At 46.6% G+C, this 25,610-nt stretch carries 20 protein-coding genes; 12 read left to right on the forward strand and 8 right to left on the reverse strand.

Features of this window, described 5'->3' with window-relative positions; translation table 11 throughout:
* Positions 1 to 142: 142 nt before the first annotated feature.
* A complete protein-coding gene (locus tag KFF44_RS06590; protein WP_255938315.1) occupies positions 143 to 1,036 on the reverse strand; it encodes a LysR family transcriptional regulator in 894 nt (297 codons plus the stop codon).
* Positions 1,037 to 1,302: 266 nt separating this feature from the next.
* Between KFF44_RS06590 and KFF44_RS06595 the strand changes: the two genes are divergently transcribed.
* The 5 genes from KFF44_RS06595 (at position 1,303) to KFF44_RS06615 (ending at position 10,927) form a co-directional block, all read left to right on the forward strand.
* Positions 1,303 to 2,535, forward strand: a complete 1,233-nt coding sequence (locus tag KFF44_RS06595; protein WP_255938317.1) for a 3-methyl-2-oxobutanoate dehydrogenase (2-methylpropanoyl-transferring) subunit alpha — start codon at positions 1,303 to 1,305, stop codon at positions 2,533 to 2,535.
* Positions 2,536 to 2,538: 3 nt separating this feature from the next.
* Complete coding sequence (locus tag KFF44_RS06600) at positions 2,539 to 3,552, forward strand: alpha-ketoacid dehydrogenase subunit beta (RefSeq protein WP_255938318.1); 1,014 nt, start codon at positions 2,539 to 2,541, stop codon at positions 3,550 to 3,552.
* Position 3,553: 1 nt separating this feature from the next.
* Positions 3,554 to 4,885 carry a dihydrolipoamide acetyltransferase family protein gene (locus KFF44_RS06605; RefSeq protein WP_255938319.1) on the forward strand — a complete coding sequence of 444 codons (1,332 nt, stop codon included), beginning with the start codon at positions 3,554 to 3,556 and terminating at the stop codon, positions 4,883 to 4,885.
* A 1-nt stretch (position 4,886) separates the two neighbouring features.
* Positions 4,887 to 6,284, forward strand: a complete 1,398-nt coding sequence (gene lpdA, locus KFF44_RS06610; protein ID WP_255938321.1) for a dihydrolipoyl dehydrogenase — start codon at positions 4,887 to 4,889, stop codon at positions 6,282 to 6,284.
* Between the two features lie 308 nt (positions 6,285 to 6,592).
* Positions 6,593 to 10,927, forward strand: a complete 4,335-nt coding sequence (locus KFF44_RS06615) for a hypothetical protein (RefSeq protein WP_255938323.1) — start codon at positions 6,593 to 6,595, stop codon at positions 10,925 to 10,927.
* Between the two features lie 438 nt (positions 10,928 to 11,365).
* On the opposite strand, the gene KFF44_RS06620 is transcribed toward KFF44_RS06615, so the two are convergent.
* The 4 genes from KFF44_RS06620 to KFF44_RS06635 all read right to left on the reverse strand — a co-directional run bounded on the left by KFF44_RS06620 (position 11,366) and on the right by KFF44_RS06635 (position 14,137).
* Complete coding sequence (locus KFF44_RS06620) at positions 11,366 to 11,968, reverse strand: PEPxxWA-CTERM sorting domain-containing protein (RefSeq protein WP_255938324.1); 603 nt, start codon at positions 11,966 to 11,968, stop codon at positions 11,366 to 11,368.
* Between the two features lie 395 nt (positions 11,969 to 12,363).
* On the reverse strand, positions 12,364 to 12,777 hold the full coding sequence (locus KFF44_RS06625) for a DoxX family protein (RefSeq protein WP_255938325.1): 414 nt from the start codon (positions 12,775 to 12,777) through the stop codon (positions 12,364 to 12,366).
* A 115-nt stretch (positions 12,778 to 12,892) separates the two neighbouring features.
* Entirely contained in the window at positions 12,893 to 13,609 is a 717-nt protein-coding gene (locus KFF44_RS06630) for a PepSY-associated TM helix domain-containing protein (RefSeq protein WP_255938326.1), read from the reverse strand.
* Between the two features lie 171 nt (positions 13,610 to 13,780).
* The gene (locus KFF44_RS06635) at positions 13,781 to 14,137 is read right to left on the reverse strand and encodes an MmcQ/YjbR family DNA-binding protein (RefSeq protein ID WP_255938328.1); all 357 of its coding nucleotides are present in this window, start codon (positions 14,135 to 14,137) and stop codon (positions 13,781 to 13,783) included.
* 129 nt (positions 14,138 to 14,266) lie between these two features.
* Here KFF44_RS06635 and KFF44_RS06640 point away from each other — a divergent pair, with 129 nt between their 5' ends.
* From KFF44_RS06640 to KFF44_RS06650, 3 genes are all read left to right on the forward strand, one after another.
* Complete coding sequence (locus KFF44_RS06640; protein ID WP_255938330.1) at positions 14,267 to 15,259, forward strand: hypothetical protein; 993 nt, start codon at positions 14,267 to 14,269, stop codon at positions 15,257 to 15,259.
* Positions 15,260 to 15,421: 162 nt separating this feature from the next.
* Entirely contained in the window at positions 15,422 to 15,853 is a 432-nt protein-coding gene (locus tag KFF44_RS06645) for a hypothetical protein (protein ID WP_255938331.1), read from the forward strand.
* A 3-nt stretch (positions 15,854 to 15,856) separates the two neighbouring features.
* Positions 15,857 to 16,174: a helix-turn-helix domain-containing protein gene (locus KFF44_RS06650; RefSeq protein ID WP_255938332.1), complete on the forward strand. Its 318-nt coding sequence runs from the start codon at positions 15,857 to 15,859 to the stop codon at positions 16,172 to 16,174.
* 67 nt (positions 16,175 to 16,241) lie between these two features.
* On the opposite strand, the gene KFF44_RS06655 is transcribed toward KFF44_RS06650, so the two are convergent.
* From KFF44_RS06655 to KFF44_RS06665, 3 genes are read right to left on the reverse strand one after another with little or no spacing between them, the layout of a single operon-like run.
* Positions 16,242 to 18,602 (reverse strand): M1 family metallopeptidase, encoded by a 2,361-nt coding sequence (locus KFF44_RS06655; RefSeq protein WP_255938334.1) that lies wholly within the window; start codon positions 18,600 to 18,602, stop codon positions 16,242 to 16,244.
* Positions 18,603 to 18,643: 41 nt separating this feature from the next.
* Positions 18,644 to 19,270 (reverse strand): DUF6445 family protein, encoded by a 627-nt coding sequence (locus KFF44_RS06660; protein ID WP_255938335.1) that lies wholly within the window; start codon positions 19,268 to 19,270, stop codon positions 18,644 to 18,646.
* Positions 19,271 to 19,275: 5 nt separating this feature from the next.
* Entirely contained in the window at positions 19,276 to 20,697 is a 1,422-nt protein-coding gene (locus tag KFF44_RS06665; RefSeq protein WP_255938337.1) for a serine hydrolase, read from the reverse strand.
* Between the two features lie 343 nt (positions 20,698 to 21,040).
* Between KFF44_RS06665 and KFF44_RS06670 the strand changes: the two genes are divergently transcribed.
* The 4 genes from KFF44_RS06670 to map all read left to right on the forward strand — a co-directional run bounded on the left by KFF44_RS06670 (position 21,041) and on the right by map (position 25,610).
* Positions 21,041 to 23,137, forward strand: coding sequence for a 3-hydroxyacyl-CoA dehydrogenase NAD-binding domain-containing protein (locus KFF44_RS06670; RefSeq protein WP_255938338.1), 2,097 nt, complete (start codon positions 21,041 to 21,043; stop codon positions 23,135 to 23,137).
* A gap of 16 nt (positions 23,138 to 23,153) precedes the next feature.
* The gene (locus KFF44_RS06675) at positions 23,154 to 23,936 is read left to right on the forward strand and encodes an SDR family NAD(P)-dependent oxidoreductase (RefSeq protein WP_255938339.1); all 783 of its coding nucleotides are present in this window, start codon (positions 23,154 to 23,156) and stop codon (positions 23,934 to 23,936) included.
* Positions 23,937 to 24,025: 89 nt separating this feature from the next.
* On the forward strand, positions 24,026 to 24,718 hold the full coding sequence (gene sfsA / locus KFF44_RS06680; RefSeq protein ID WP_370691145.1) for a DNA/RNA nuclease SfsA: 693 nt from the start codon (positions 24,026 to 24,028) through the stop codon (positions 24,716 to 24,718).
* A 64-nt stretch (positions 24,719 to 24,782) separates the two neighbouring features.
* Entirely contained in the window at positions 24,783 to 25,610 is an 828-nt protein-coding gene (map, locus tag KFF44_RS06685) for a type I methionyl aminopeptidase (RefSeq protein WP_255938341.1), read from the forward strand.

The raw sequence follows: 25,610 nt of genomic DNA on the forward strand, positions 1-25,610 counted from the left end.
CTTATAAAAAATACATATAGAAATCAGATGGTTATAGTTTTATAATTTATTGTAAACGGCTATCGTTGTTCAGAATTGAACACTGAATGTCCGGTTTCGAACAGTTAAACCTTACATTTCTAATGCTCATTAGGACCGGGCTTTATTTTGTCGCTGCAAGTGCTCCCAAATGATTACGAACATGATCGGTCAGATAATCTGAAATGGCTTTGATCCGCTCTAGTTTCGCATAGTCTTCATGAACCACGAGCCAGAAAGACCGTTTGAAATGAACCTGCTCGGGCAAAATTGGCACTAAATCAGCATGGCGTTTCGCAATAAAGTCGGGGATTACGCAAAGTCCGGCACCCGCAAGCGTGCAGTTCACCTGCACATGCAAACTGGTACTTGTAATATTGGCTTTAATATCATCATCAATTAATGGCAGATAATCCAGTTTTTTGTCAGTGATCAGGTCCGGAATATAGGCAACGTTCGGCAGGTGTTTGATATCGTTTGTCGTCATTATTGGGGCATGCGCGTCGATAAAAGATTTGCTGGCATACAGATGCAAATGAAAATCGGAAATTTTCCTAACCTTAAGTCGCCCCTGATTTGGGGGTGATACAGTGATTGTGAAATCGGCTTCCCGTTTTGATAGGCTGAAGGTGCGTGGTGACGCAACTATCTGAAGCTCGAGGTTTGGATGACGCTCGCAGAAGCTTTTGGCGCCTTCTGAAATCAAATAGGTGGCGACGCCGTCCGGTGCACCAAGTCGAATAGTACCAGAGAAATGTTGTTCTTCGTCCGCCATTTCCGCAAAGGCCGAAATTGTGGCGCTTTCCATCTGTTCTGCCACTGGAATTAAGCGCTCACCCGCTTCGGTCAGCGTATAGCCCTGAGGGCTTTTATCAAACAGCTTTGATCCCAAGGCCGATTCGAGTGCACTGATCCTTCTACCGACCGTTGCCTGGTTAACGCTGAGTTGTTGTGCGGCTTTGCTTAGGCGGCCTGCACGTGCAACAGCTAAAAAATGGCGAATATCGTCCCAATTCATAATTATATCACCGTAGCTTTATGTGTTTTGAAATATTATTATAATGCAAAAATGCATAATGAAAATGCAAAAATACAGGATTGTCGTGCAATAATAAAGATACGATACCTTTGAACCGAAATTCAGGGGTTTGTGGTTGGGTTGTCACAAAGACAATAAATTGGGTGGCACTGTAAACTCTGAAACTTGCGTCTTTGACTTTGTTCTTTTGCGGCGCATTTTGCTGTTTTCTTTCAGAAGCCAGCATAAAACGGGAGATACTGTGAATGAGTGATTTTGGTCCTTTAAAGCTTCATGTGCCGGAACCGGTTGGTCGACCAGGCGATGAACCCGATTTTTCTTATATTGATATTCCAGAAGCTGGCAGTGTTCGCATGCCGGCGGTGGACGCTGATGCCAAGGATATGCGCGATCTTGCTTACACGATGATCCGCGTGCTTGATGATAACGGCGAGCCTGTTGGTGACTGGGCAAAATATGTTGACGACGAGATGGCGATGAAAGGTCTTCGTGACATGCTAAAGGTTCGGGCGTTTGATGCACGGATGTTTATGTCACAGCGTCAGGGTAAAACATCATTCTATATCCAGTGTACTGGTGAGGAAGCGATCGCTTGCGCGCACCAGATGGCGCTTGAAAAAGGCGATATGAATTTCCCAACCTATCGTCAGCAGGGACTGTTGATCAGCCAGGATTTCCCAATGGTTGATATGATGTGTCAGATTTTCTCAAATGAGAAAGACATGCTTAAAGGTCGCCAGCTTCCGATCATGTATACATCCAAGGAATATGGTTTCTTCTCTATCTCCGGAAACCTGGGTACACAGTATATTCAGGCTGTTGGCTGGGCGATGGCGTCTGCGATCAAGGGCGATACTAAAATTGCTTCTGGCTGGATCGGTGACGGCTCAACAGCGGAAAGTGATTTCCATGCTTCGCTTGTTTTTGCCTCTGTATACAAAGCACCAGTGATTTTGAATGTGGTTAATAACCAGTGGGCGATCTCAAGCTTCCAAGGCATTGCAGGTGGTCAACAATCAACATTTGCTTCACGCGGTCACGGGTTTGGTATTCCGTCACTACGCGTTGATGGTAACGACTATTTCGCTGTCTATGCTGCAAGCCGCTGGGCAGCAGAGCGTGCGCGCCGCAATCTTGGCCCAACGTTGATTGAATGGGTAACGTACCGTGCGGGTGGCCACTCTACATCCGATGATCCATCCAAGTACCGCCCGAAAGGCGAGGCTGAGGCATGGCCGCTTGGTGATCCGGTTGAGCGCCTAAAGGGTTATCTGGTCAAGAAAGGCCTGTGGTCAGACGAGCGTCACGAGCAAATGGTTGCCGAGATCGAGCAGGAAGTTCTGGACGCGGCCAAAGAGGCAGAGAGCCATGGCACGCTTCACAGCGGTCCAAAGCCAAGCACACGTGATATGTTTGAAGGTGTTTTCAAGGAAATGCCTCGTCATCTGCGCGAACAGCGCCAAAAGCTCGGAGTATAAAAGATGGCACGCATGAATATGATCGAGGCGATCCGTAATGCGATCGACCTATCTATGGGGCAGGATGATAATGTTGTTGTCTTCGGCGAAGATGTAGGTTTCTTCGGTGGTGTTTTCCGCTGTACAGAGGGCCTTCAGGCGAAATACGGCAAGAACCGTGTTTTCGATGCGCCGATCAATGAAAGTGGCATTATCGGTGCTGCGATTGGTATGGGGGCTTATGGCCTACGTCCTGTCGCAGAAATCCAGTTTGCTGACTATGTTTATCCGGCAATTGACCAGATCACGTCTGAGGCTGCGCGCCTTCGGTATCGCTCAAACGGTGATTTCACGTCACCGCTTACGATCCGCATGCCGTGTGGTGGTGGCATCTTTGGCGGGCAGACGCACTCGCAGAGCCCAGAATCACTCTTTACCCATGTTTGCGGTATTAAAACTGTGATGCCGTCAAACCCTTATGACGCAAAGGGACTTTTGATGGCAGCGATCGAAGATGATGACCCTGTTATTTTCTTTGAACCAAAGCGCTTGTATAATGGCCCGTTTGATGGCCATCATGACCGTCCGGTTGTTCCGTGGTCCAAGCACCCGCTTGGTGAAGTGCCTGAGGAAGCGTATAAAATCGAGCTCGGCAAAGCCGCGATCCGCCGCGAAGGTAATGATGTTACAATCCTCGCTTATGGAACGATGGTTTTTGTTGCGGAAGCCGCCGCAGAGGAAACCGGCATTGACGCCGAGGTGATTGACCTTAGAACGCTATTACCGCTTGATGTTGACACAATCGTTGAATCTGTAAAGAAAACAGGCCGCTGTGTTGTGGTGCATGAAGCAACAAGAACGAGCGGCTTTGGGGCGGAATTAGCTGCCGAGGTTCAGGAACGTTGTTTCCATTATCTCGAGGCTCCTGTAGAACGTGTGACAGGATGGGATACACCGTACCCGCATGCGCAGGAATGGGAGTATTTCCCGGGACCAGCAAGGCTGGGTGAAGCACTAGAACGCGCGATGGAGGCATAAGATGGGTGAATATGTAATTAAATTACCTGACGTGGGTGAGGGCGTTGCCGAAGCTGAAGTCGTTGAATGGAATGTTGCGATCGGCGATATGGTCAAGGAAGACCAAACGCTCGCGGCTGTGATGACGGATAAAGCGACGGTTGAAATCCCGTCACCAGTTGTTGGGAAAGTTATCTGGTTTGGTGGTGAAATTGGTGAAACCATGGCTGTTGGTTCACCTCTGATCAAATTAGAGGTCGAGGGTGAAGGCAATGCAGCCGACATGGCTGAAGAAGCTCCTAAGACTGAAGCGCCAGCCCTTGAAACAAAACTGGAAGCAAAAGCGGAACCAAAACCTGAAACCAAGCCAGAACCAAAATCTGAGCCTGTGAAGGCCGCACCTGTGCAGGCAGCGGTATCACATAGTGCGCCAAAACCAGCTGCATCAGCGCATGCAGGTCCACCGCGCGCAGCGGGCGAAAAACCAATTGCATCCCCTGCGGTCCGGGGACGTGCCAAAGACAATGGTATTGACCTTAAGTTCGTGCGCGGCACTGGCCCAGCGGGTCGGATTACCCATGATGATTTGGATGCTTATATGGCAGGGAACGCAGCGCCTGTTGCTGCTGGCGGTTCTGGTCTTGTTGCGAACACCGAAGTTGAAGAAATTAAGGTTATCGGCCTTCGCCGTAAAATCGCGAACAAGATGCAGGATACCAAACGTCGTATCCCACATTTCGCCTATGTAGAAGAAGTTGATGTTGATGAACTGGAGGCTTTGCGCGCTAACCTGAATAAGGAACGCCGTGAAGACCAGCCCAAATTGACGCTTCTGCCGTTTATCATGCGGGCGCTTGTGGTTGCGATGCGTGATTATCCACAAATGAACGCGCGCTATGATGATGAAAATGAAGTTTTCTACCAGTATGGTGGTGCGCACTTGGGGATCGCGGCGCAGACAGATAAGGGGCTTATCGTTCCTGTGGTAACGCACGCCGAAGCACGTGATGTTTGGGACTGTGCGCGCGAAGTGAAACGTCTTTCTGATGCAGCACGTAACGGAACTGCCAAACGCGAGGAATTAACAGGCTCTACGATCACAATCACAAGCCTTGGTCCAATTGGTGGTATTGTAACAACACCAGTCATCAACCACCCTGAGGTGGCTATTCTGGGGATTAACAAAATTGCAGTTCGCCCGGTATGGCGTGACGGTGCATTTGTACCGCGCAAAATGATGAACCTGTCGGGATCTTTTGATCACCGGATGATTGATGGTTGGGATGCTGCGAACTTTATTCAACGCATAAAATCCCTCCTGGAAAACCCAGCTAAATTGTTCATGGAGAGCTAAGGTGAAGCCGATACATTGTAAAGTTTTAGTCCTCGGTGCAGGGCCTGGTGGATATGTTGCTGCGATCAGAGCGGGGCAGCTTGGCCTCGACACGGTTATTGTAGACGGGCAGGCGCCTGGTGGTACGTGTCTGAATGTTGGATGTATCCCATCAAAGGCAATGATCCATGCCGCAGACGAGTTTGAAAAAGCCGTTCATTTCGCGGGCAAATCATCACCGATTGGTGTGAGTGTTGAAAAACCATCGATTGACATCAAGAAAACCGTTGAATGGAAAGATGGTATCGTAAAGCGCCTGAACGGCGGCGTTGCTGGCTTGCTCCGTAAAAACAAGGTTAAGCTTGTTGAAGGCTGGGGCCGGATGAGTGACGGTAAGACTTGTGTTGTTACCACCGATACAGGCGAGCAAACGATCGTTGCAGAACATGTGATTATTGCCACTGGGTCCGAAGCCGTTGAGTTACCGTTCCTCAAGTTTAACGATAAGGTTATTTCAAGCACAGAAGCGCTTTCGCTTAATGAAGTACCAAATGATTTGGTCGTTGTTGGCGGTGGGTATATTGGCCTTGAACTTGGCATCGCCATGCGCAAGATGGGCGCGAATGTGACCGTTGTGGAAGCAATGGGTCGTATTCTGCCGCAGTATGACGCAGAACTTACAAAGCCAGTTGCCAAGAAACTTGAGCAGCTTGGTATTACCGTTCTGTTGAACACGAAAGCACTCGGTGAAGACAGTAAGAAAACTGGCCTGAAGGTTGAGCTTGCGGACGGTGCTGAAGATAAGATTAAAGCTGACAAAATCCTTGTAACTGTTGGCCGTCGTCCGAAAACTGAAGGCTGGGGCCTTGAAGAGATGGATCTGACAATGGACGGAAAGTTTGTCCAAATTGATGATCAGTCAAAAACATCAATGCGTAATGTTTGGGCGATTGGTGATGTGACAGGTGAACCCATGCTGGCACACCGTGCGATGGCACAGGGTGAAATGGTTGCAGAGATTATCGCAGGGCATAACCGCTCGTTCGATAAAGTTTGTATTCCAGCGGTTTGTTTTACAGACCCTGAAGTTGTTGTTGTCGGACTATCGCCTGACGAAGCAAAATCAGCGGGCTATGAAACAAAAATTGGTGTATTTCCGTTCATGGCCAACGGTCGCTCGATGACAATGGAAGCGGAAGAGGGGTTCGTTCGCGTTGTAGCGCGTGCTGATAATCACTTGGTACTCGGCATCCAGGCAGTAGGTGGCGGTGTTTCCGAGCTGAGTGCCGGGTTTGCTCTTGCGCTTGAAATGGGCGCAACGCTGGAGGATATCGCGGGAACAATCCACGCGCATCCGACCCAGAGCGAAGGTTTTCAGGAGGCTGCACTCAAGGCACTGGGGCATGCGCTTCATATATAGGTTCTTTGAAAAGAATCACCTCCGATTTTGTTAACGATTATAGCTCGCTTTGGCGGGCTATTTTTGATTCTAGGGCGTTTTATTCTGCAGGAAGTGCTAAAAAATACATATTAACCATATGTGTTAATTATGTTTTTGGCCAATATCATAAAACCTTAATAAAGTCTTAACAAAACGCATCCAAAGTCGCCAAATCAACTTGACTTGTTGGTCAGGTTTGTATCTTCTTCTAGTTGCCTGTTCGTGGGGGAATACGTAACAGGGACTAAAAGAAAATAGTTTAGTTTATTCAGATCAGGGGTGAAACAATGGCCATAATCGCCAGTCAGAACTTTAATGCTATTTCAAGCGCCAATACACGTAATGAAGATGATAATCTCCAAGACGGTGATGCATTAACGAATGCGGGTGCAAACCATGTGTCTACGGGCGATGGTGACTTAGGTTTTCAAACACTTTTCACAAACACACGTGGGACATCAAACGAGGCTGGCACAGGCTCGGGGCCTGCTGCGACCGATAGCTCCGATTTTATCGGTGTAAACAGCTTTACTGGAAGCAATGCACCGGATGTTGCTGCTGACGGAACAGCTATTGCTGCTGGCACCGAGCATAATTTTCAATTTAACGATACAGACGGTAATTTGGCGCTCGTTTTCGACTCTGTTGATGTCAGCGGTTTTCAAAATCGCACAGTTTCTTTGAACTATTTTATCAACGATACGGGCTATGAAAGCGATGATGCTTTCACAATTACCATATCTGATGGCACTACAACCGTTACTGTACTTGATTTCGGCGAAGCTGAGCTTGAAGGAAATGCTTCTGCTGATGATGGGTCAGCTAATTGGAATACGCTCAACATAGACCTTGATCAAATCATTGCTGATAACGGTCTTGATGCGACTAACATTACACTGACTGTGAATGTTGATACGAATTCTGGTTCAGAAAATATCTTTGTTGATAATATTGCTTTTGAGGGCGAGGAAGCAAATATCGTTTTCGGTACCGCTGTAACGGGCTCGGACGATGACGTTGATCCTGTACAATCTATTTCTACTGATGACTTTTCATCTGCTGGCGATGGTTTTGGTATTTTCCAGCGCGGTGTTTCACCAAGTATACCATTCGCGTTATTGGACGATACAACCACGTTTGCCAGTGACAATCTTGGTATTGTTCAAAGCACAGATACGGCAGAATTTTTTGGTGTCACCGATACGCAGAATGGTGACAATAATGGACCGGTAACGGCTGAGTTTACATTTGATATTGGTGGTGCAAGCAACCCTTTTGTTTCCCTTGACCTTGCAGCTATGGGCGATTTTGAAGCGAATGATACATTCACTTTTGAAGTTGCATTTGATGATGGATCATTCGCACCTCTCTTCACACTGACCACAGATGAAGATGGTGTGTTGAGCTATACTTTAGAGGATGGCCGTGTTGTTGAATTAAATGATCCAACAGTTCTATCTGAAAGCGGTACTGTTCTTAGTAACGTATTCCAGAATTTCTTCTCTCAAATTGAAGGCTCCGGTGACACATTAACGCTTCGCCTAACAGCACAAACAGATGGCTCGGAAGCATTTGCATTCCGTAATGTTGTTGTTTCAAACTTTGCCCCAGAAGACAGCACGCAGGTTGGTGACCTTGTTGATGGTGACGGCGGTGATGGTGGCACTGGTGGCGGTGACGGTGATGGCCCGGCAACGAATATTGTCATCAACGAAATTGATGCGGATAACGTTGGAACAGACAGTTCAGAATTTATCGAGCTTTATGATGGTGGGGTTGGTAATACGCCGCTTGATGGTCTGGTTCTCGTGCTTTTCAATGGGAATAACGACCAGTCATATCGTACGATTGACCTAACCGGTTTCACAACAGATGAAAATGGCTTTTTCGTTGTTGGAAGTGAAAATGTCGACAACGTAGATCTTGTAGCATTTACGACGAACGGTATCCAAAATGGTGCCGACGCTGTTGCACTGTATATTGGAAGTGCGGCAGACTTCCCGAACGGTTCGGTAGCAACTGCCGATAATCTTGATATTCTGGTTGATGCGATTGTCTACGGCACAAATGATGGTGTTGACACAGGCCTTCTAACGGCGCTTGGCCAAGATACCCAGTTTAACGAAAGTGCAAATGGCGCAAGTGACCAGGATGCTCTTGCCCGTGATGTCGATGGAACGGGGACTTTTGTTGCTCAAGGACCAACCCCGGGTGCGTCAAATATTGACGATGATGGCGGCGATGGTGGCACCGGCGGCGGTGGCGGTGGTGCTGGTGAAAACCCAGGACTAACATTCAACGAATTCCGTATTTCTTCACCAGGTGCAGGTGATAACACAAGTAACTTCATTGAATTGATCGGTGAAGCAAACCAGAGCCTTGATGGCCTTACGCTTCTCGTGCTCTCTGGCGAATTTAGCCCAGGAACGATTGATTTTGCCTTTGATTTGACAGGATCATCAACTGATGCTGATGGTATTTTTGTTGTCGGCAACCCTGATTCTGGCATCTCTTTTGACGCGGGTGACCTTCAGGCAAGCTTTGACTTGTTTGGTTCGCCTACAACATTCCTGATTGTTGAGAACTTTACAGGTAATGTTGGGGATGATCTTGATACCAATGATGATGGCACATTCGATGTTACGCCATTTGGTAATATTATTAACGGCCTATCACTCGTTGACGGTGATGATAATCCAGATGTGAATTACGGCGGTATTATCGTAGGACCAGACGGACCGTTTGCGCCTGCACATGGCTTCCGTATCGATAATGGTGTTGGCGAATTTACAATCGGTGATTTTGGCGATCAATTTAATGATACACCGGGTGAGCTAAACCGTGAACCAATGGTACCTGTGTCTGATGATGTGACCAGCCTTGTTGGTGATGCAGATCATTTGACGACGCTTGCCTACAATATCAGAAGCGTTGATAACTTTGCGACAGGTACATTGTTTGATAACTCAGCTGGTATTGCCGACCATATCGTGAACTTCTCAGGCAGCCCGGATATCATCGCGCTTCAGGAAGTTAGTAACGAGTTTGGTGAGCAGGTGCTTCAGGATATCGTTGACGCGATTGCGGCTGCGGGTGGCCCTGTTTACGAGATTGTATTTGTTCCGTCTGACATCGTCGGTGCGGTTGGTACAACAACAATTACAAATGCCTTCCTTTACCGCCCTGACCGGGTTGACTTTGTGGAGGGCTCGGCTCAGTTGTTGACAGATGTTCAGGTTGGAACCAGCTTCCCACGTTTCCCACTGATCGGTGAATTTACTTTCAACGGGGAAACTGTAACGCTCATTAACGCTCACTTATCATCAGGTTCAGCGGGTAGCGACCCAGATGTAAACGGTGATGCTGCTGAGCGCCTGGAGCAAGCGCAAGAGCTTACACTTATCCTTGATAGTCTTTTGGACGCCGATCCGGATGCGAATGTTATCGTTCTTGGTGACTATAACGATACGCAGTTCGGTGAACCGACAATTGAACTTCTCGATGACGAGCTTACAAACTTGTTCACTGAGGCAGATCAGTCTGAGTTAACGACAAACACATTTGGTAACCCAATTGATCATATCGCGGTTTCAGATAGTTTGGCAGCTAGCGCTGAGTTTGATTATATCCGTGTAAACGCAGACTTTGGTAATGTGGTTTCGGATCATGATCCTGTGCTTGCACGTTTCCTCTTCAGGCAAGATGCTGTTGAAACGATCACATCGCCTATTGGTTTTGAACGTTCACGCGCGGACGCAATTGCAAACGCGACTGATGTGTCGCTTGTAAACTCTGGCGGTCTTCAGAACTATTTTGATATTAGCCGCCTGAGGGGCGCTGAAATCCAAATCATTCAGGATGGTGTTGATGATTTCCAAATCATCATCGGTTTCCGTGGCCGTTTCTTCACAGCCTATGATTTTGATAATGTTGGTAGCTTGGGTAATAACGCTGATGCAAACCTCTATGAATTCCTCAGTTCACTAGAGGGCAGCGGTTTACCGGCTGGTGCTGCCTTCTCTGTAGGGCGTGTTGCGGACTTCAATAGTGATGCACCGGTTGATTTTGCTTCACTTGAATTCTCGGAATTGCATATCGCTCTTGACCGCGAGATTGTTGACGCGTCTGGTAGCCGTGCATTCGACACATCGTTTGATCGTGTAGCGTTCTTAACTGGTGGCCGCGACGGTGTGGCTGCTGCGGGTGATAATGATATCCTTATTGGTGAAAACAACCGCGATAGTTTTGTTGAAGTGTTAATCGGCGGTGACGGTGATGATCTTCTTATCGGTGGCCGTGGTACAGATCAGCTTAACGGCGGTGCAGGTAGTGATGACTATCTTTATCGTCTGGGAGACGGTGATGATACCATTATCGAGTCAGGCGAAGGCTTTGATACCTTGACATTCGGTGAAGGTATCAGTGCAAGCGATATTACAATCACGCAAGATGTGGATGACCTTGATACCTTCATCATTCTTATTGATGACGGTTCAAGCGATGGCTCTACGATCCGTCTGACAAGTGAAGATGATGACTTCGGCGGTATCGACCAGATTGTCTTTGCTGATGGTACGACACTGAATGATGATGATGGTTTTGGTGGCCTGTTAACGCTTTAATCTAAGTCATAAACCTGTTTTAGAAAGGCGGCACTTTGTGTCGCCTTTTTCTATGATGCTAAGGCTGAAAAATTAGCATGTTCGCAGACTTCCATTGATATCCCTCAACCGTTCATCCAGCGATGTTTAGGCAGGCTTTAGGTAGGTTGTGGGAAGTAGTAACGCACTCAGGTTTTCATTTAACGCAGTTCCATGAAAGCGCGGGAGGAGGCTTCCTTCGGGAAATATGAGTAGAGCTGTTTTATACATTTCTTCCAGCGATATGTGGCAGCCTAATAAAGGAAAAACATAATATGTTGTAAGTTGGCTTACAGGTATGTGTGTGTAACCTCATGACATTGGATGCGATTTAACTTTGCCACTTTGCTGGTTTAACCAGATACAAAAAAGGCCCAGGTTGATACCTGAGCCTTTCAATGGATTGAAATTTTCTGTGTTTTATGCAGCAGTAATAGCGCGTCTGCGGCGCTGAAGTGCAACACCTGTTAGGCTAAAGCCGAAGATCATCATCAACCATGTCGCAGGCTCTGGCACGGCAGAAACCGCAGCAGCACGAATGTTAGTAAGGTCAAAAGAGTCAGTTGCTGTAGTCAGAATCCCGAAAGTGTTAAGTGAGCTTATACTTGTTATATTGGCAAGGTCAGTACCAGTAAAATCGCTACCGCTACCACCAATATTATCGCCAGCAATTGTCAAAACATCAGTTGCGTTGAATGCGTCAATTGAGATGAAGTTTTCGCCAAAAATATCACCAATAGTTACAAAGTTAGTAATGTCCGCGCCAAAACTGAAAACGTTGGCACCAATCGTGAATGTTAGGCTTGAAAATTCGTAGCTTGACTGGAAAGAACCGTCATCATCCGATACTGCATCGTCGAAAACGAGAGTAGCAGTGAAGTTTGTTGTCTCAAAAGTTTCGAATGAAGTTGCATCACCCGTGAGATCGAATGTCGTCGAGGACGCGTTGGCTGCGCCAGTGAATAATGCACCAGCTAGTGCAGCTGCACCAATCAATGTTGTTTTTAGTGAGGATAGTTTCATTTCCCTTGACCCTAATTTAATTACTAATAATTACGCCTATTTTGGGTTTGGACCCTTGTTTCAAAAACGCCTGACCGCTTGGAAATCAAAACTATGTGCATACTGGATCGGGCGTTAATCTTTTATTAACTAAATTTACCAGAGGCGGTCAGAGGTTGGCAATTAGAAAAGCTAAAATTTTCAATAAATTTATATATTTAGCACATTTTGATAAACGCATGTCTCATCATGGGACAACTGTTGCAGAATTGTTGCATTTCCGTGAAGTGATGATGAAGAAATTACATCTGTTTGGTGTGTAAATACCTTATTGGATAAGACTTTAGCAACTAGAAGCAGATATTGCTGACTGATTCGTCAAGAACCAATATTCCTTTCGATGCGCATCGGAATTTCTATTTCAGTAAAAAAGCATCCCGCTTTGGTTCGCCGCGCACACGATTTGATAGAATGTAGGAAACAGGGATTGCAACCAGTCCAACATAGGCATGAATTGGATCGTCGCCCGCCAACAAATGCGCCTTAGTAGCGGCTATCATATTTATATAATAGGCGCCGTAGGCAATATCTTTCAGGTTGCGATATCGATTACTAAGGATCGCTATAAGGGCGATTAATTTAAGGTATGCAAGCGGATAAACAATATAGGTTGGGTACCCAAAGGCTTTAAAAAAGCCCGACATGACTTCATAGTTCAGATGATACTGGATAATTGCCAGAAGCATTAATGCCGCCATCAAGCCGGTAGCAATCCAGTATATTATCTTTTCTGCAAGAGATGCTGTTTTAACTGTTGCTGTATTGCCCATGGAGTTTCCCTTCCCAATTAGGTTTTAGTCCCAATATGGCTGTAGGATAATGCCGGATGGTCTGTAAAACAAATGGCAAAACCGTTACTGCAACACTTTAACCGCTGATCGATGATTAGAGTGCGCTAAACAGAATACCGGGCAGGGCTGTCAGAATAGCAAGTATTGTGCTTGAGAAGAAGATCAAGCCAGCAACCAACCGCGTACCGTGCAATTTTGACCAAAGCAAAATGCCTGTAATGCTCATGAATAAAAAGGCACCCGCAATTGCATCAATAAACAAAATCCACGCGGCGGTCAGGCCGCTGCCTTTATGTAGGTTTTTGATAAAGGCGAGGAAATTTTTATCCTGCTTTGATAAGGTAAGCTGGTTGGTGCTTGGGGTATACGTGCTTGTTATAAAAGCATTTGGGCCATTGTATCTTACGCGCCATTCTTCGGCCTCGGTAACCGGTTTTCCGTTAAAGGAAACAGTTTGTTCGCGCTTGCGTTCGGGTAAAGGTAGCTTTGAAATATTAAATTCACCTTCCAACCAACGAGCATAGTCTTCGCGTGTACTGAATGGGCCATTTTCGGCCACCATGGTAATATTCGCGACTTCCACATTACCGCCAGTGTCGATTTTAAGCACGCTTCTGTGGTTCAAGAAAAAACCGCTGACACCCAGCATGATAAAAATCAAGGCGCCCCAAAGGCCAGTCCAGGCATGAACCTTTTTAATCCAGGCAATCGTGTTCTGACGCTGCCAGTTTGCGGGAAGAAAATAGTAATATTTACTTTTCTTCTTGGGCTTTGGTGGGGTTTGGTTCGCAGCTTTTTCTTCAAATGGCATTGGATCATTCCGTACTCTGGTTCAACTGCTGTTGCCATAGCGAAGATTTTGTGCAAATGCAAATTATTATTAATAAAGTTTCCTGATCATAACAGAGTTATGATCGCGTGCTGTTGCCATTAAGGATTGGTTGGGCATGGGGTTCTAGGCATATAAAATTCCGTATTTGGATTATAGTAACCCCAATTCCTTTTGCAGCTTTTTGGTTAACTTGGCTGCTATAATTTCATGGGCTTCGGTGATGTAGCTCTTGAGCGTATCGTCATCGAGTATGGTATCGTCTTCAACTTGCACCCACTTCGCCCGCGCGAGGTAGGGGGCGGGGATGATACCTTCTAATTCGCATAATATCTGGTAACTAAGGTCACTGCATTTGAAATTGATTTTACTGTGGTTACCGTCACCCCAAACACTGGCAATCGCGAAAATCTTACCGCCAACCTTCCAGACTGACGAATTACCCCATTGAATGACGTTGGTGGTTGCCTTTAAACCAGAACAAAAATGATCAAATTCATCGCGCGTCATTTTAAAATCCTTTGATTGTTCATTGCTGCCACAACTATACCGTATCATGCATGATTGATATAATATAACAATTTACAAAAATAAACCATATGATACCATCAATGCAACTTTAGTTGGTGGAGTGGTGTGATGATATTGAGATTGGGGAATGTTTTTGGTTGTGTATTATTGTGTTCTTTGGCTTTTGGAGGAGCGGGTGCTGTTTGGGATAGAGATGTTAGCGGGGATATAAATGTTATCCGGGGTCTGGAAGTCACTGGGGATATAGAGAATGATACCGCTACCTTTGCGGCTTCTGACTTCATTGAGAAAGTCAAATCTGGTGAAATTTCGGCGGTTTCCACCGAAATCGGTGAAATGTGGTTTTCTGATGTAAAAAACCGCGATGAAACCTTTAACACCCTTCGTAAGTGGGCGAATGAAACTGAAGCAGAAAAGCTCAGTGGAATAAAGGGTGTAATATTGCCAGCGATGCCTGAATATTGTTTTGACGCAAGGCAATCATTCTTACTGAATCATCATATCAATTATTTGAAGTCGGTTGAAGGTTTTGAAACATACAGATCAGAAATGTCGATCATTCAAACCGCCCTTAAAACATTGGATGAAGATATTAAAAAATGCGCTGATAAAGCTGCGGCAAAAGTTGAAGTTGACGGCTTGGAAAGAGAATTGGTTTATCGGGGGGCGCTGAGCACTCAGACCGAAGAACAAAATGATATTCTCTTTTCCTACGGATTTAATGAAAAAGTGTCTGATGGTGCATGGTATTTCCTACAGGAAATCATTATTGGAACCCAATGCGAGTATGATTACGATAATACCGAATGGTTAAAGGAGCAATTGCCGCTTATCGGTTGGCCTTCGATTGCAGGGCATGACAAGAAAGTGGATAAAGCAGCCGCATTTTTGGTACGCCGCGCCTATGATATTCCTTTCATAGTAAAAATGACAAAGCAATTGAAACCGTTTTATGACCGCAGCGAGATTGATCAGTCTAGTTATGAAAAACTGAATAACGCGGCGCTTGCATATCAAGCTAGTCTTGATCGGTTTGCTGAATTGGTTGAACAATATCCGGGTGTTTCTATTCGTCCACCGCGAATGTGTCATAGGCTGTAAGTCAATAATAATTAAGGATATTTTCAATATGACACAATGACTGTCATATGACAGATTAGGCGACTGTCATATCGTTTGCGCAGACAAATCGCTCTCTGTGAACCATGTTTGATGGACAAACAAGATTTGCATGTTCAAATATGATAAATAGAGGACCGAGACATGACAGCAAAAACAGTAGGGAATGACTTCACGATGAGCCAGCAGCATTCATATGTAAATTATAAGGAAGGGTACTATTATTATTTTCGTGACGGCGATGATGAAATTGTAGCCAGATGCTCCGCATGGACTGGTATGGAAACAGTTTATGTAAATGGTGAACAGGTATCCAAATTCAGAAGTTTGGGGTTCAATAGTAAGCACAGGTTTGACTATGAGGGTAATAGTTACCAAATGATTTTTATTGTCAATGGTGCGATGCGTGGTTCCGTCGAATGTTTGCTTATTAAAGGAGACCAGTTAATTGGCAATGAGTGTGTTGCGCTTAACACTCGTAAGGGGAATAAGTGGTTAGCGATTGGGATGGCTGCTCTTGGTTTCGCGTGCGGCATGGCTGGTGCATTCATCGGTCTATCTTACGCTTTGGGTTAAGTGATGGAGGTGAATGCATCCATTGTACGCTCGATGCGTATGTCAAAGGGTTGGACGCAGCAACACCTTGCAGATGCTTGTGATGTTAGCTTGCGGACTATTCAGCGTGTTGAAAAACTTGGAACAGCATCCAATGAAACTGTTATGGGATTGTGTGCTGTTTTTGAAGTTGATCAAAAGGAACTATCGATAATTCCTGCTTATGACCCCGTGGCTATGCAGCCTGTTAAAGTAAAGGACTTTGGCCTTTTCCTGTGCCTTGCAGGCGGTGGAGGGTTTGTTGCGGGCATAGCAACCGTTTTAATCTATCTGTATCTTTAACCTTGAATTATGCCATTAAAAAAGCCGGGAAAAATCCCGGCTTTTTTGTGTTTGATAGAGCATGGGTTTAATAGCTAGTGCCTTCACCAGCACGTTCCATCAGGCTTTGTCCGCGGCGGCGCTTAAACAGCTCCACACGTGTTTGCACAGGACGGCGCGGCCAATAGTTATTTTCTTCATTGGCGTCTGCTGTTTCAAAGAAAGGATCAAGTGTGATTGACTTAATTTCTTTGTCTGTTGTAATCAGGCGCGTGACCTTATCAGGGTTACGGCGCCAAAGTTCAGCAGGGAAGCGTTTCACCTCATTAGAGCCGTCAACATACTCGATCTGAAGGATCACAGGCATAACGAGGCCTCCGATATTGGACATTTCAACGAAATAGAAATTGTCTTTGTTGTCCAACAATTCTTTTTCCCATGGCTCCAAACCGTCGATCATACGCTGGTATGCAGTGCGATCACTGTCTAATACCGTATATTGATCATTATTGTTGTAGAAATCCTGAAGCTCAGGGCGCTCTAGCACGCGGCGACGAACATCCTTATGACGCTCGACAACAAGCGTTTGGTCATGCTTCGCTTTTGCTCTCGCGCGCTGGCGTGGCTTCTCAATATCCGGGTTTTTAGTGTCGATTGTGCCCCATGTCACCCTGTCAATTGAAATATCGACATGGTCCGTGGTGTAGAACCAACCACGCCAGAACCAATCAAGGTCGTGGCCCGATACATCCTCCATAGAGCGGAAGAAATCAGCAGGGAACGGGCGTTTGAATTTCCAGCGCTCTGCATAGGTTCTGAACGCATTATCGAAATCCTCGCGGCCCATTACTGTTTCCCGCAGAATGTTAAAGGCGGTTGCCGGCTTTCTATAGGCGTTGGCACCAAATTGAATGAGCGATTCCGGGTCTGTCATCACAGGAACCTGATTTTTGCTGATCATAAACGGTACGATCTGCGCAGGTGCACCCATGTTACCGGGCCAGCCTTCTTCCCATTCACGGTGGGCAAGGCTTTGAAGGAAGGTGTTAAAACCTTCATCCATCCAGAACCAATCGCGCTCCGGTGTGTTCACGATCATTGGGAAATAATTGTGGCCAACCTCGTGTATGATTACGCCGATCAGGCCGTATTTTGTTGCGCGTGAATAAGTACGCTTGCCGTCGTCACCCTCGGTTGGGCGTGGCGGGTTAAAGGAAATCATCGGATATTCCATCCCACTCGTCGCTGAGTTTACAGACTGCGCTGTTGGATATGGATACGGGAAAGTATATTTAGAATATACTTCAAGCGTGTGAACGATGGCTTCTGTTGAATATGTGTCCCAAAGCGGCATGCCTTCTTCTGGATAGAAGGACATCGCCATAATGGTGCGTCCATCGCTTTCCTGTTTGTAGCCTTGTGCGTCCCACACAAACTTGCGGGAGGATGAGAAAGCGACATCACGGACATTTTCAGCACGGAATTTCCATGTTTTGGTGTCGCTTGCTTTGGTCGATTGGTTTTCAATTGCTTCATCACGGGTGATAATGAAAACAGGCTTATCCGATTTTTTAGCTTCCGCGAGGCGGCTGCGTTGTTCGCTTGTTAATACCTCACGGGCATTCTGAAGCTCTCCAGTTGCGGCAACCACATGGTCGGATGGTACTGTGATTTCCATATTGAAATCACCAAATTCTAACAGGAATTCACCGAGGCCAAAGAAGGTGCGGTTATCCCATGCGCCATTATCCGTATAGGCAGCAACACGTGGGTACCACTGACCAAGGTTATAGATATAGTTGCCATCTTTCTCGAAATAATCAAAGCCAGAGCGTTTGATCGGAACTTGTTTACTTTCGATAATATTGTAGGCCCATTCGATATTGAATGTGAATTCCTTACCTGGCTTGATCGGTTTATCAAGGTCAATGCGCATCATGGTTTTCACAACCGAGAACGGTAATTTTTTACCGCCTGCGTCGGTGACGCTGAAAATCTCGTACCCACCATCAAAATTCTGACGGTAATATTCATGGCGTATCGCACCAAAAGAAAGGCGCTCGGTATTGTTCGCAGGGATCGTCAGGTAATCATCAGAGTGCTTTTTAAACCTGTTCTGATCAAGGCGAACCCAGATGTATGAAAGGTCATGCGGAGAATTATTGGTGTAGCTGATTTTCTCCGAACCCGTGATACGCTGTTTGTCATCGTCAAGGGTTACCTTGATATCGTAATCAGCGCGCTGTTGCCAATATTGCGGGCCCGGCGCACCTGATGCTAGGCGTTGCTCGTTTGGTGTTGGCCAGCTTTCGTCTAACTGTCTGAATTTGTCTTCGCGGTCATTTTTGCTTTGCTTGATTTGTGCATCAGCAGAGCCCGCTAAAACTCCCATGCCTATAATAAGCGTGAAGCCAACCTTTAAACTGTTTTGTATGAGGTTATGAAACATAGACCCCTCCCTCTTATGTTCATGTTAAACCTGATTTCAGGTTATGTTGGTATTCCGTTTGGATTGTTGAAAAAACCCATATAGATCAGGCGACTGTTTTCCAAACAATCGCCAAATCCGTCCCCCGCATCATGCCAGTACCATGGGCGTAAAAGTACCAGGCGGTTATATTTCATGGGAATTGAAAAAGTTTGTTCCCATTTGCTTGCATCATTTGTATGGGCGTCAATTAAATCGTCCCAAAGTTCATTGAAATTCTGTACGCCGTATGCTCCCAACTCGTTGGCGGTCAGCGGCGCTTTTTCTGTGCCTGTTGGGATATGGCGAAAGAAATTGGTTCCCCCCTCACAATGTTCCGGTTTTGAGAGAAATAAAATAGCAGTCCAATGACAATTATCAACATGAACTCTGGCGGCACCATATTGGCCCGCTTGTGTCGATCTAAACTTGCCATTGGAAGTCCCTTGATATTCCATCGGAACCAATGGTTCATTGACAATCTTTGATATGGCATCTGTGTAGCCATTGATGATTTGTGGGTGAACGCTGTTTCGCCCGGGGTACATTGCATCGGGGTGAAAATCTGAATATTCAGCGCCCAGAGCAATGTCCCTCAGCTGGTCAGGGTCCTTTAGAAAGTCATCAATGATAATGAATGATCTCTGCATCGTAATTATTTCTCAAGCGCGTCCAAAACGTCCTTGGTGAAAGTATGAAGCTGGAAACCGCCGGGTTTCGCTGGGTCATATCCTCTACGGACAATAACAAGGTTCTTGCTCGGAATAATCATAATATGCTGACCGCGGTTTCCGCGTGCGGCAAATGCATCATTCGGTAACTCGGGGAACCGTTCGTTATAGAGCCAAAACTGCGCCCCGTACCCCGGTGTGTTTTCATTAAGGGGCTGCGCAGGCGCGGGGGCACTGACATACTCTGTCCAGTTTTCAGGCAATATGCGTTCGCCGTTCCAAACGCCATTATTCAAATAAAGAATGCCAAGGCGCGCCATGTCGCGTGAAGTGGTCCATACTTGGCTCGAGAGAATGAAATCGCCGCCCCAATCGGTCTCCAGTTTGGTGTCCATCATGCCAATTTTATGCAGAACTGACTTGAATGGAAACTCCAGAAATTTCTGATCGTTATTCATGGCGCCGCGCAGAGCCCGTACTGCTAAAAGTGTATCATTATTTGCATATTTCCAGCGTGTTCCAGGCGTTGCTTCCACCGCTGTACGGCTTGAAGTATCCTGCACACGACCACCGCCAATATACAAGCGATCGGTGCGGTTGCCAGCGCGGTTGCTATCAAGCCCAGACCCCATTTGTAAAAGGTTTTCAAGCGTGATGTTTCCACGTGGGTCGCCAGCGCTTTGCCACTCTGGAATAGGGGCTGGCGCTTTTACATTGATCATATTCTGTTCAACCGCGGCACCAATCACCGTTGCGGCAATACTTTTCGCAACGGACCATGTCCGCTGTGATGTCTTGTGGGTATAGCCGGCGATATACTGTTCGGTGATGATCTGATCTGGGGTTGCAATTAAGACTGCGGTGGTGAATGCATTTTCACCGTAATTGGTATTGAATGTTTCGCCTTTGAAAGCAGCTTTTACAACAGCATCAAGTTTTGCATTGCCGCTTGATGTGTTTGTTGGATTTAAAGCCTTCCAAGGCGCGCTATCATTCCTCTCGGGCGCAATAACATCAATTACAGGCAGGTGTTTAACGGCACTCTCGGTTGTGGCGCCCACAGGTAATTGCACGCAGCCCAGGTGCTCCCGCCACTGTGCGATGCGAGGTGGCATCGTATCAGAATATTTAACGCTAACACGTTTGTTGACTTGGTCAATTTTTGCATTCGGGAGCGCATTTACCTCATCAGCAACAAGCGGATAAATACCCGTTAGTTCATGATCTTTGATCTGGCTGAGCGTTTTCCCTGCATTGAATGTGGCACTACATGTGAAAGCAGCTTTGTAGCCCGCAGCATATGCCTTGATCGTTGCATCAGTTTCTTGCCCATGAACTGATACAGCGCCAACAAAAGACGCCGAGATAAGTGCAGAACTTATCTTTAAAAGAGTGAGTGATTTCATTGTGACCCTCCCGAAATCGAATTTCGAGGTGCACAATGCAACAAGCAAACATTTAATACAAGGCGATGTCTCTAAAAACAGGGCTGTTCAAGAAAAGTTGTAGTCAATAAATTGTGAGGAAAGGAAGGATGCCGCAAAACGACCTACATAAACGATTGGGGGTTATCTACGGAGGCCGTCTTGCGACAATTAATTATTAGACCCATTTTAAATTTTCTTCAAGCATAAGTTCGAATCCTCCTGATTATAACGTAAGGGTTTTATAACCTCTACCAGAGCATGCTTGATTATTTAATGATTTTCATTAGAGTGTCGACCAAGTTATGAAATGAGAGGAGTTCCCATGACAGCTGTATCAATGGAAATCAAAGGCAATATTGCGGTCATAAGCGTAAATAATCCGCCAGTTAACGCACTTTCACATAGTGTCCGTGAAGGATTGGCAAACAGTATAGAAGCGATTCGTACCAATGATAGCGTAAAAGCGGCTGTCATAGTATGCGAAGGCCGTACGTTTATGGCCGGTGCAGATATCAAGGAGTTCGGCAAGCCTATGCAGGAACCGGGGCTACCTGATGTGGTGGATATGATTGAAGCATCCGACAAGCCAGTTGTCGCCGCAATCCACGGTACTGCGCTCGGTGGCGGGCTTGAGGTCGCGCTCTCCTGTCATCATCGGATCGCACTTTCCAGTTCAAAAATTGGCCTTCCTGAAGTGAAGTTAGGGATTTTACCGGGGGCTGGTGGCACGCAGCGGCTACCACGTTTGGCAGGTGTGGAAAATTCACTCGATGCAATCCTGAGTGGCCGACATGTGGGCATGAAGGAAGCAAGTGCGTGGGGTGTAGTTGATAAGGTGGTCGAGGATACCCTGCTTGAAGCCGCGCTTGAGTATGCTGCTGGGCTTGGTGCCAATGGTGTGCGCCGTACAGGTGATATCGAGCTTGATAAAGGCAAATATGATGAGGCGTTTTTTGCGGCTTTTAGAAAATCCGTTGCCCGTAAGACCAAGGGATATTTTGCGCCTGAGCGCTGCATCCAATGTGTAGAGGCTTCGGTAAATCTAGATTTCCGCGCTGGCTTAAAGCGTGAGCGCGAACTCTTTATCGAATGCCAATCTAATCCGCAGGCGCGTGCGCTTCAGCATATGTTCTTTGCAGAGCGTCAAATCAGCCGCATCCCAGGTATCACAAAAGAAACACCGAGACTTCCAATCCAAAAGGTTGGTATCATTGGTGCGGGCACAATGGGTGGTGGCATCGCCATGAACTTTGCAAATGCTGGTATCCCAACAACTATTCTTGAAGTCGAACAAGCGGCGCTTGACCGCGGCCTTGGTGTTGTTCGAAAGAATTATGAAAACACAATGAAAAAGGGTCGTCTTACAGAAGCGCAGGTTGAAGAGCGTATGGGGCTGCTGTCTGGTACGCTGTCCTACGACGACCTCAGCGATTGTGATCTGATTATCGAAGCCGTTTTCGAAAAAATGGAAATTAAAAAGATTGTTTTTGAGAAGTTAGATGAGGTTGCAAAGGAAGGGGCAATCCTTGCGTCTAATACATCGTATCTTGATATTGATGAAATTGCGTCCTTTACCAAACGCCCAGGATCAGTTCTTGGCTTGCACTTTTTCTCTCCTGCCAATGTTATGCGCCTTCTGGAGATCGTGCGCGGTGCCAAAACGGATGATAGCGTATTAGCAACCTGTGTGGATTTGGCGAAGAAAATTCGCAAGGTTGGTGTGGTCGCTGGAGTTTGTCACGGCTTTATCGGGAACAGGATGCTCTCGCCGTATTTCCGGGAGGCAGCCTTGGCTGTCGTTGAGGGCTCAAGCCCTGCCGCAGTCGATAAAGTATTGCTAGATTTTGGTATGCCCATGGGGCCAATGGCTGTGTCCGATATGGCTGGTCTTGATATTGGTTATATGAACCGTCAGAGCATGGGACGTGAAAACTATGAAACCGCTGCTTTTGACTGGATGGACCGCATTGTCGAAATGGGCCGTAAGGGCCTGAAAACAGGTGCAGGAGTTTACGCCTATGACGAAGGATCACGGGTTCCAAAGCCAGATCCTGAAATTGAAAAACTAATCGAAGAAGAAGCAACAAAGGCGGGTGTAACGCGCCGCGAGATATCAGAAGAAGAAATTCTTGAACGCTCGATGCTTGCTCTGATTAATGAAGGCGCGAAAATTTTGGGCGAAGGCATGGCTTACCGTGCTAGCGATATCGATATTGTCTACTGCAATGGTTATGGTTACCCTTCGTATCGTGGTGGGCCGATGCACTATGCTGACTATCTTGGCGTCGATAAGGTCTATGAGAAGATTTGCGCACTGCGGGATCAGCAGGGGCCGCGTTGGTGGGAACCAGCACCGTTGATTGAGACGCTAGCGAAGGCTGGTAAGTCGTTTGCCGATTATGACCGTGAGAACGCATAAAGAAGGAAGTGAGATTATGACTGATCATTTAAATTCAATTTTTGGGCTAGAAGGCAAAGTTGCCCTTGTTGCTGGTGCGTCCTCTGGAATTGGTGCCCGTTTTGCTGAAACGCTTGCACGTGCGGGCGCGGATGTTGTTCTGGGGGCTCGCCGCGCAGACCGTATCCAGGCAAACGCGGATAAAATCGCCGAGGCAACTGGCCGTAAAACACTTGCTGTTTCAATGGATGTGAGCGACGGCGATAGTGTCACCGCAGCCTTTGATAAAGCCGAGGCTGAGCTTGGTACCCCGACGGTGGTTTGTAATAACGCTGGTATCGCACGACCAAACTGGGCGCTAGAAGACAGCGAGGAAGATTGGGATATCACCATGAATACCAACCTGAAAGGTATGTGGCGCGTTGGCCAAACGGCGGCAAAACGTATGATCAAGGCGGGTGTTGGTGGTTCTATCATTAATACGGCTTCGATCCTCGGTCTTGGTGTAGGGCCGCAACAGCTTACTTACGCCACAAGCAAGGCTGGTGTTGTGCAGATGACACGCGCACTCGCGATAGAGTTACAGCGCTTTAATATTCGCGTTAATGCGATTTGCCCGGGCTATTTTAAAACAGAAATCAATGATCAGTTTTTAGAGAGCGAAATCGGGCAAAAAATGCTCAAACGAACGCCTGCACGCCGTGAAGGTAATCTTGCAGAACTTGATGCTCCGCTTCTGATGCTGGCGGGTGATGGTAGCACGTTCGTAACCGGTGTTGCGCTTCCGGTTGATGGCGCGCATTCTGTACATCTGGTTTAAACGAACTAAATATTGATAATAAAACCCGGTGGCTTTCACCGGGTTTTTTGTTATCCAGTGTTTGAGCGTATGCACCATAAGGAAGAATGATGAAATTTGAAAACACACTCACCGAAGGTAAATTGATTAAACGCTACAAACGGTTCCTCGCAGATGTTGAATTGGAAAACGGAGAACTTGTTACCGCTCACTGTGCGAACTCTGGCTCTATGATGGGACTTAAGGATGAGGGCAGTAGAGTGTATTTGTCACCAAACACAAACCCTAAGGCAAAGCTAGATTGGCGTTGGGAAATGGTGGAGGTCGAGGGTTCGCTTGTTGGCATTAACACGAGCAGGCCGAACCATATTGTCGAAGAAGCAATCCTTGATGGAACTATCAAGGAATTGCAAGGTTACAGTGAACTTCGCCGCGAAGTAAAATACGGTAAAAACAGCCGGATCGATATTTTGCTTGAAGGCGAAAACCTGTGTTACGTGGAAGTGAAAAACGTGACGCTAAAAGTAGGGAGTGAGGCCCAATTTCCTGATGCAGTTACAGCGCGCGGTGCCAAACACCTTGAAGAATTGATGGATATGGTTGATGAGGGCCACCGCGCGGTGATGGTGTATCTGGTGCAGCGCGCAGACTGCGAAAGCTTTACTATTGCAGAAGATATCGATAAGACATACGCCGAAACATTAAGAAAAGCGATTGCGCACGGCGTTGAAGTTTTATGTTATCATTGTAAACTAACGCCGAATGAGATTAAAGCGACAGCGCCCCTTTTGATTAGTTTTTGAAGTGATTATCTTTTGATACCATCACCTTTTGTCGGCGCAAGTGTGCTATAGGTTGGAATAGATTATGAATTATGTTGATGCCGTGAATGTCCCTGAAACGCGCTCTGGTGCGATTAAACTGCACGGACCAGAAGCCTATGAGGGTATGCGGGCAGCAGGCAAGTTAGCCGCAGAAGTCCTCGATTATATCACGCCGCATGTTCAGATTGGTGTAACAACAGAATTTCTGGATCAACTCTGTCATGATTTCATTCTCGATCACGGCGCGACACCCGCGCCCCTTAACTATAAAGGTTTCCCAAAATCAATCTGCACGTCGATCAACCATGTGATTTGTCATGGTATTCCGGGCCCAAAAAAACTTAGGGACGGTGACACGATCAATATTGATGTGACTGTTATTCTGAACGGTTGGTTCGGGGATACAAGCCGGATGTTCTTTGTCGGAAAACCGAAAATTCTGGCACAGCGCTTATGCAAAGTTACATTTGAAGCGCTTTGGAAGGGTATTGAGGCGGTTAAGCCAGGCGCGCACTTAGGCGATATTGGTCATGCGATCCAAACACACGCGGAAGCCAACAGGTTTTCTGTCGTTCGTGATTTCTGCGGTCACGGCATTGGCCGTGTTTTCCATGACGAACCAAGCGTAATGCATTTTGGGGAAAAAGGAACCGGGCCAGAACTTCGCCCCGGTATGTTCTTTACAATTGAACCGATGATCAATGCTGGAAAACCGCATTCGAAAATCCTCGCGGATGATTGGACTGCCGTTACTCGTGATAAGTCCCTTTCCATGCAGTTTGAGCATACGCTCGCGGTTACTGAAGACGGATATGAAGTGTTCACCAAATCACCAAAAGGTTGGTTCCAGCCGCCTTACGATATTGGTTAA

Source organism: Kordiimonas sp. SCSIO 12610 (genome assembly GCF_024398015.1).
Classification (GTDB): Bacteria; Pseudomonadota; Alphaproteobacteria; order Sphingomonadales; family Kordiimonadaceae; genus CANLMI01.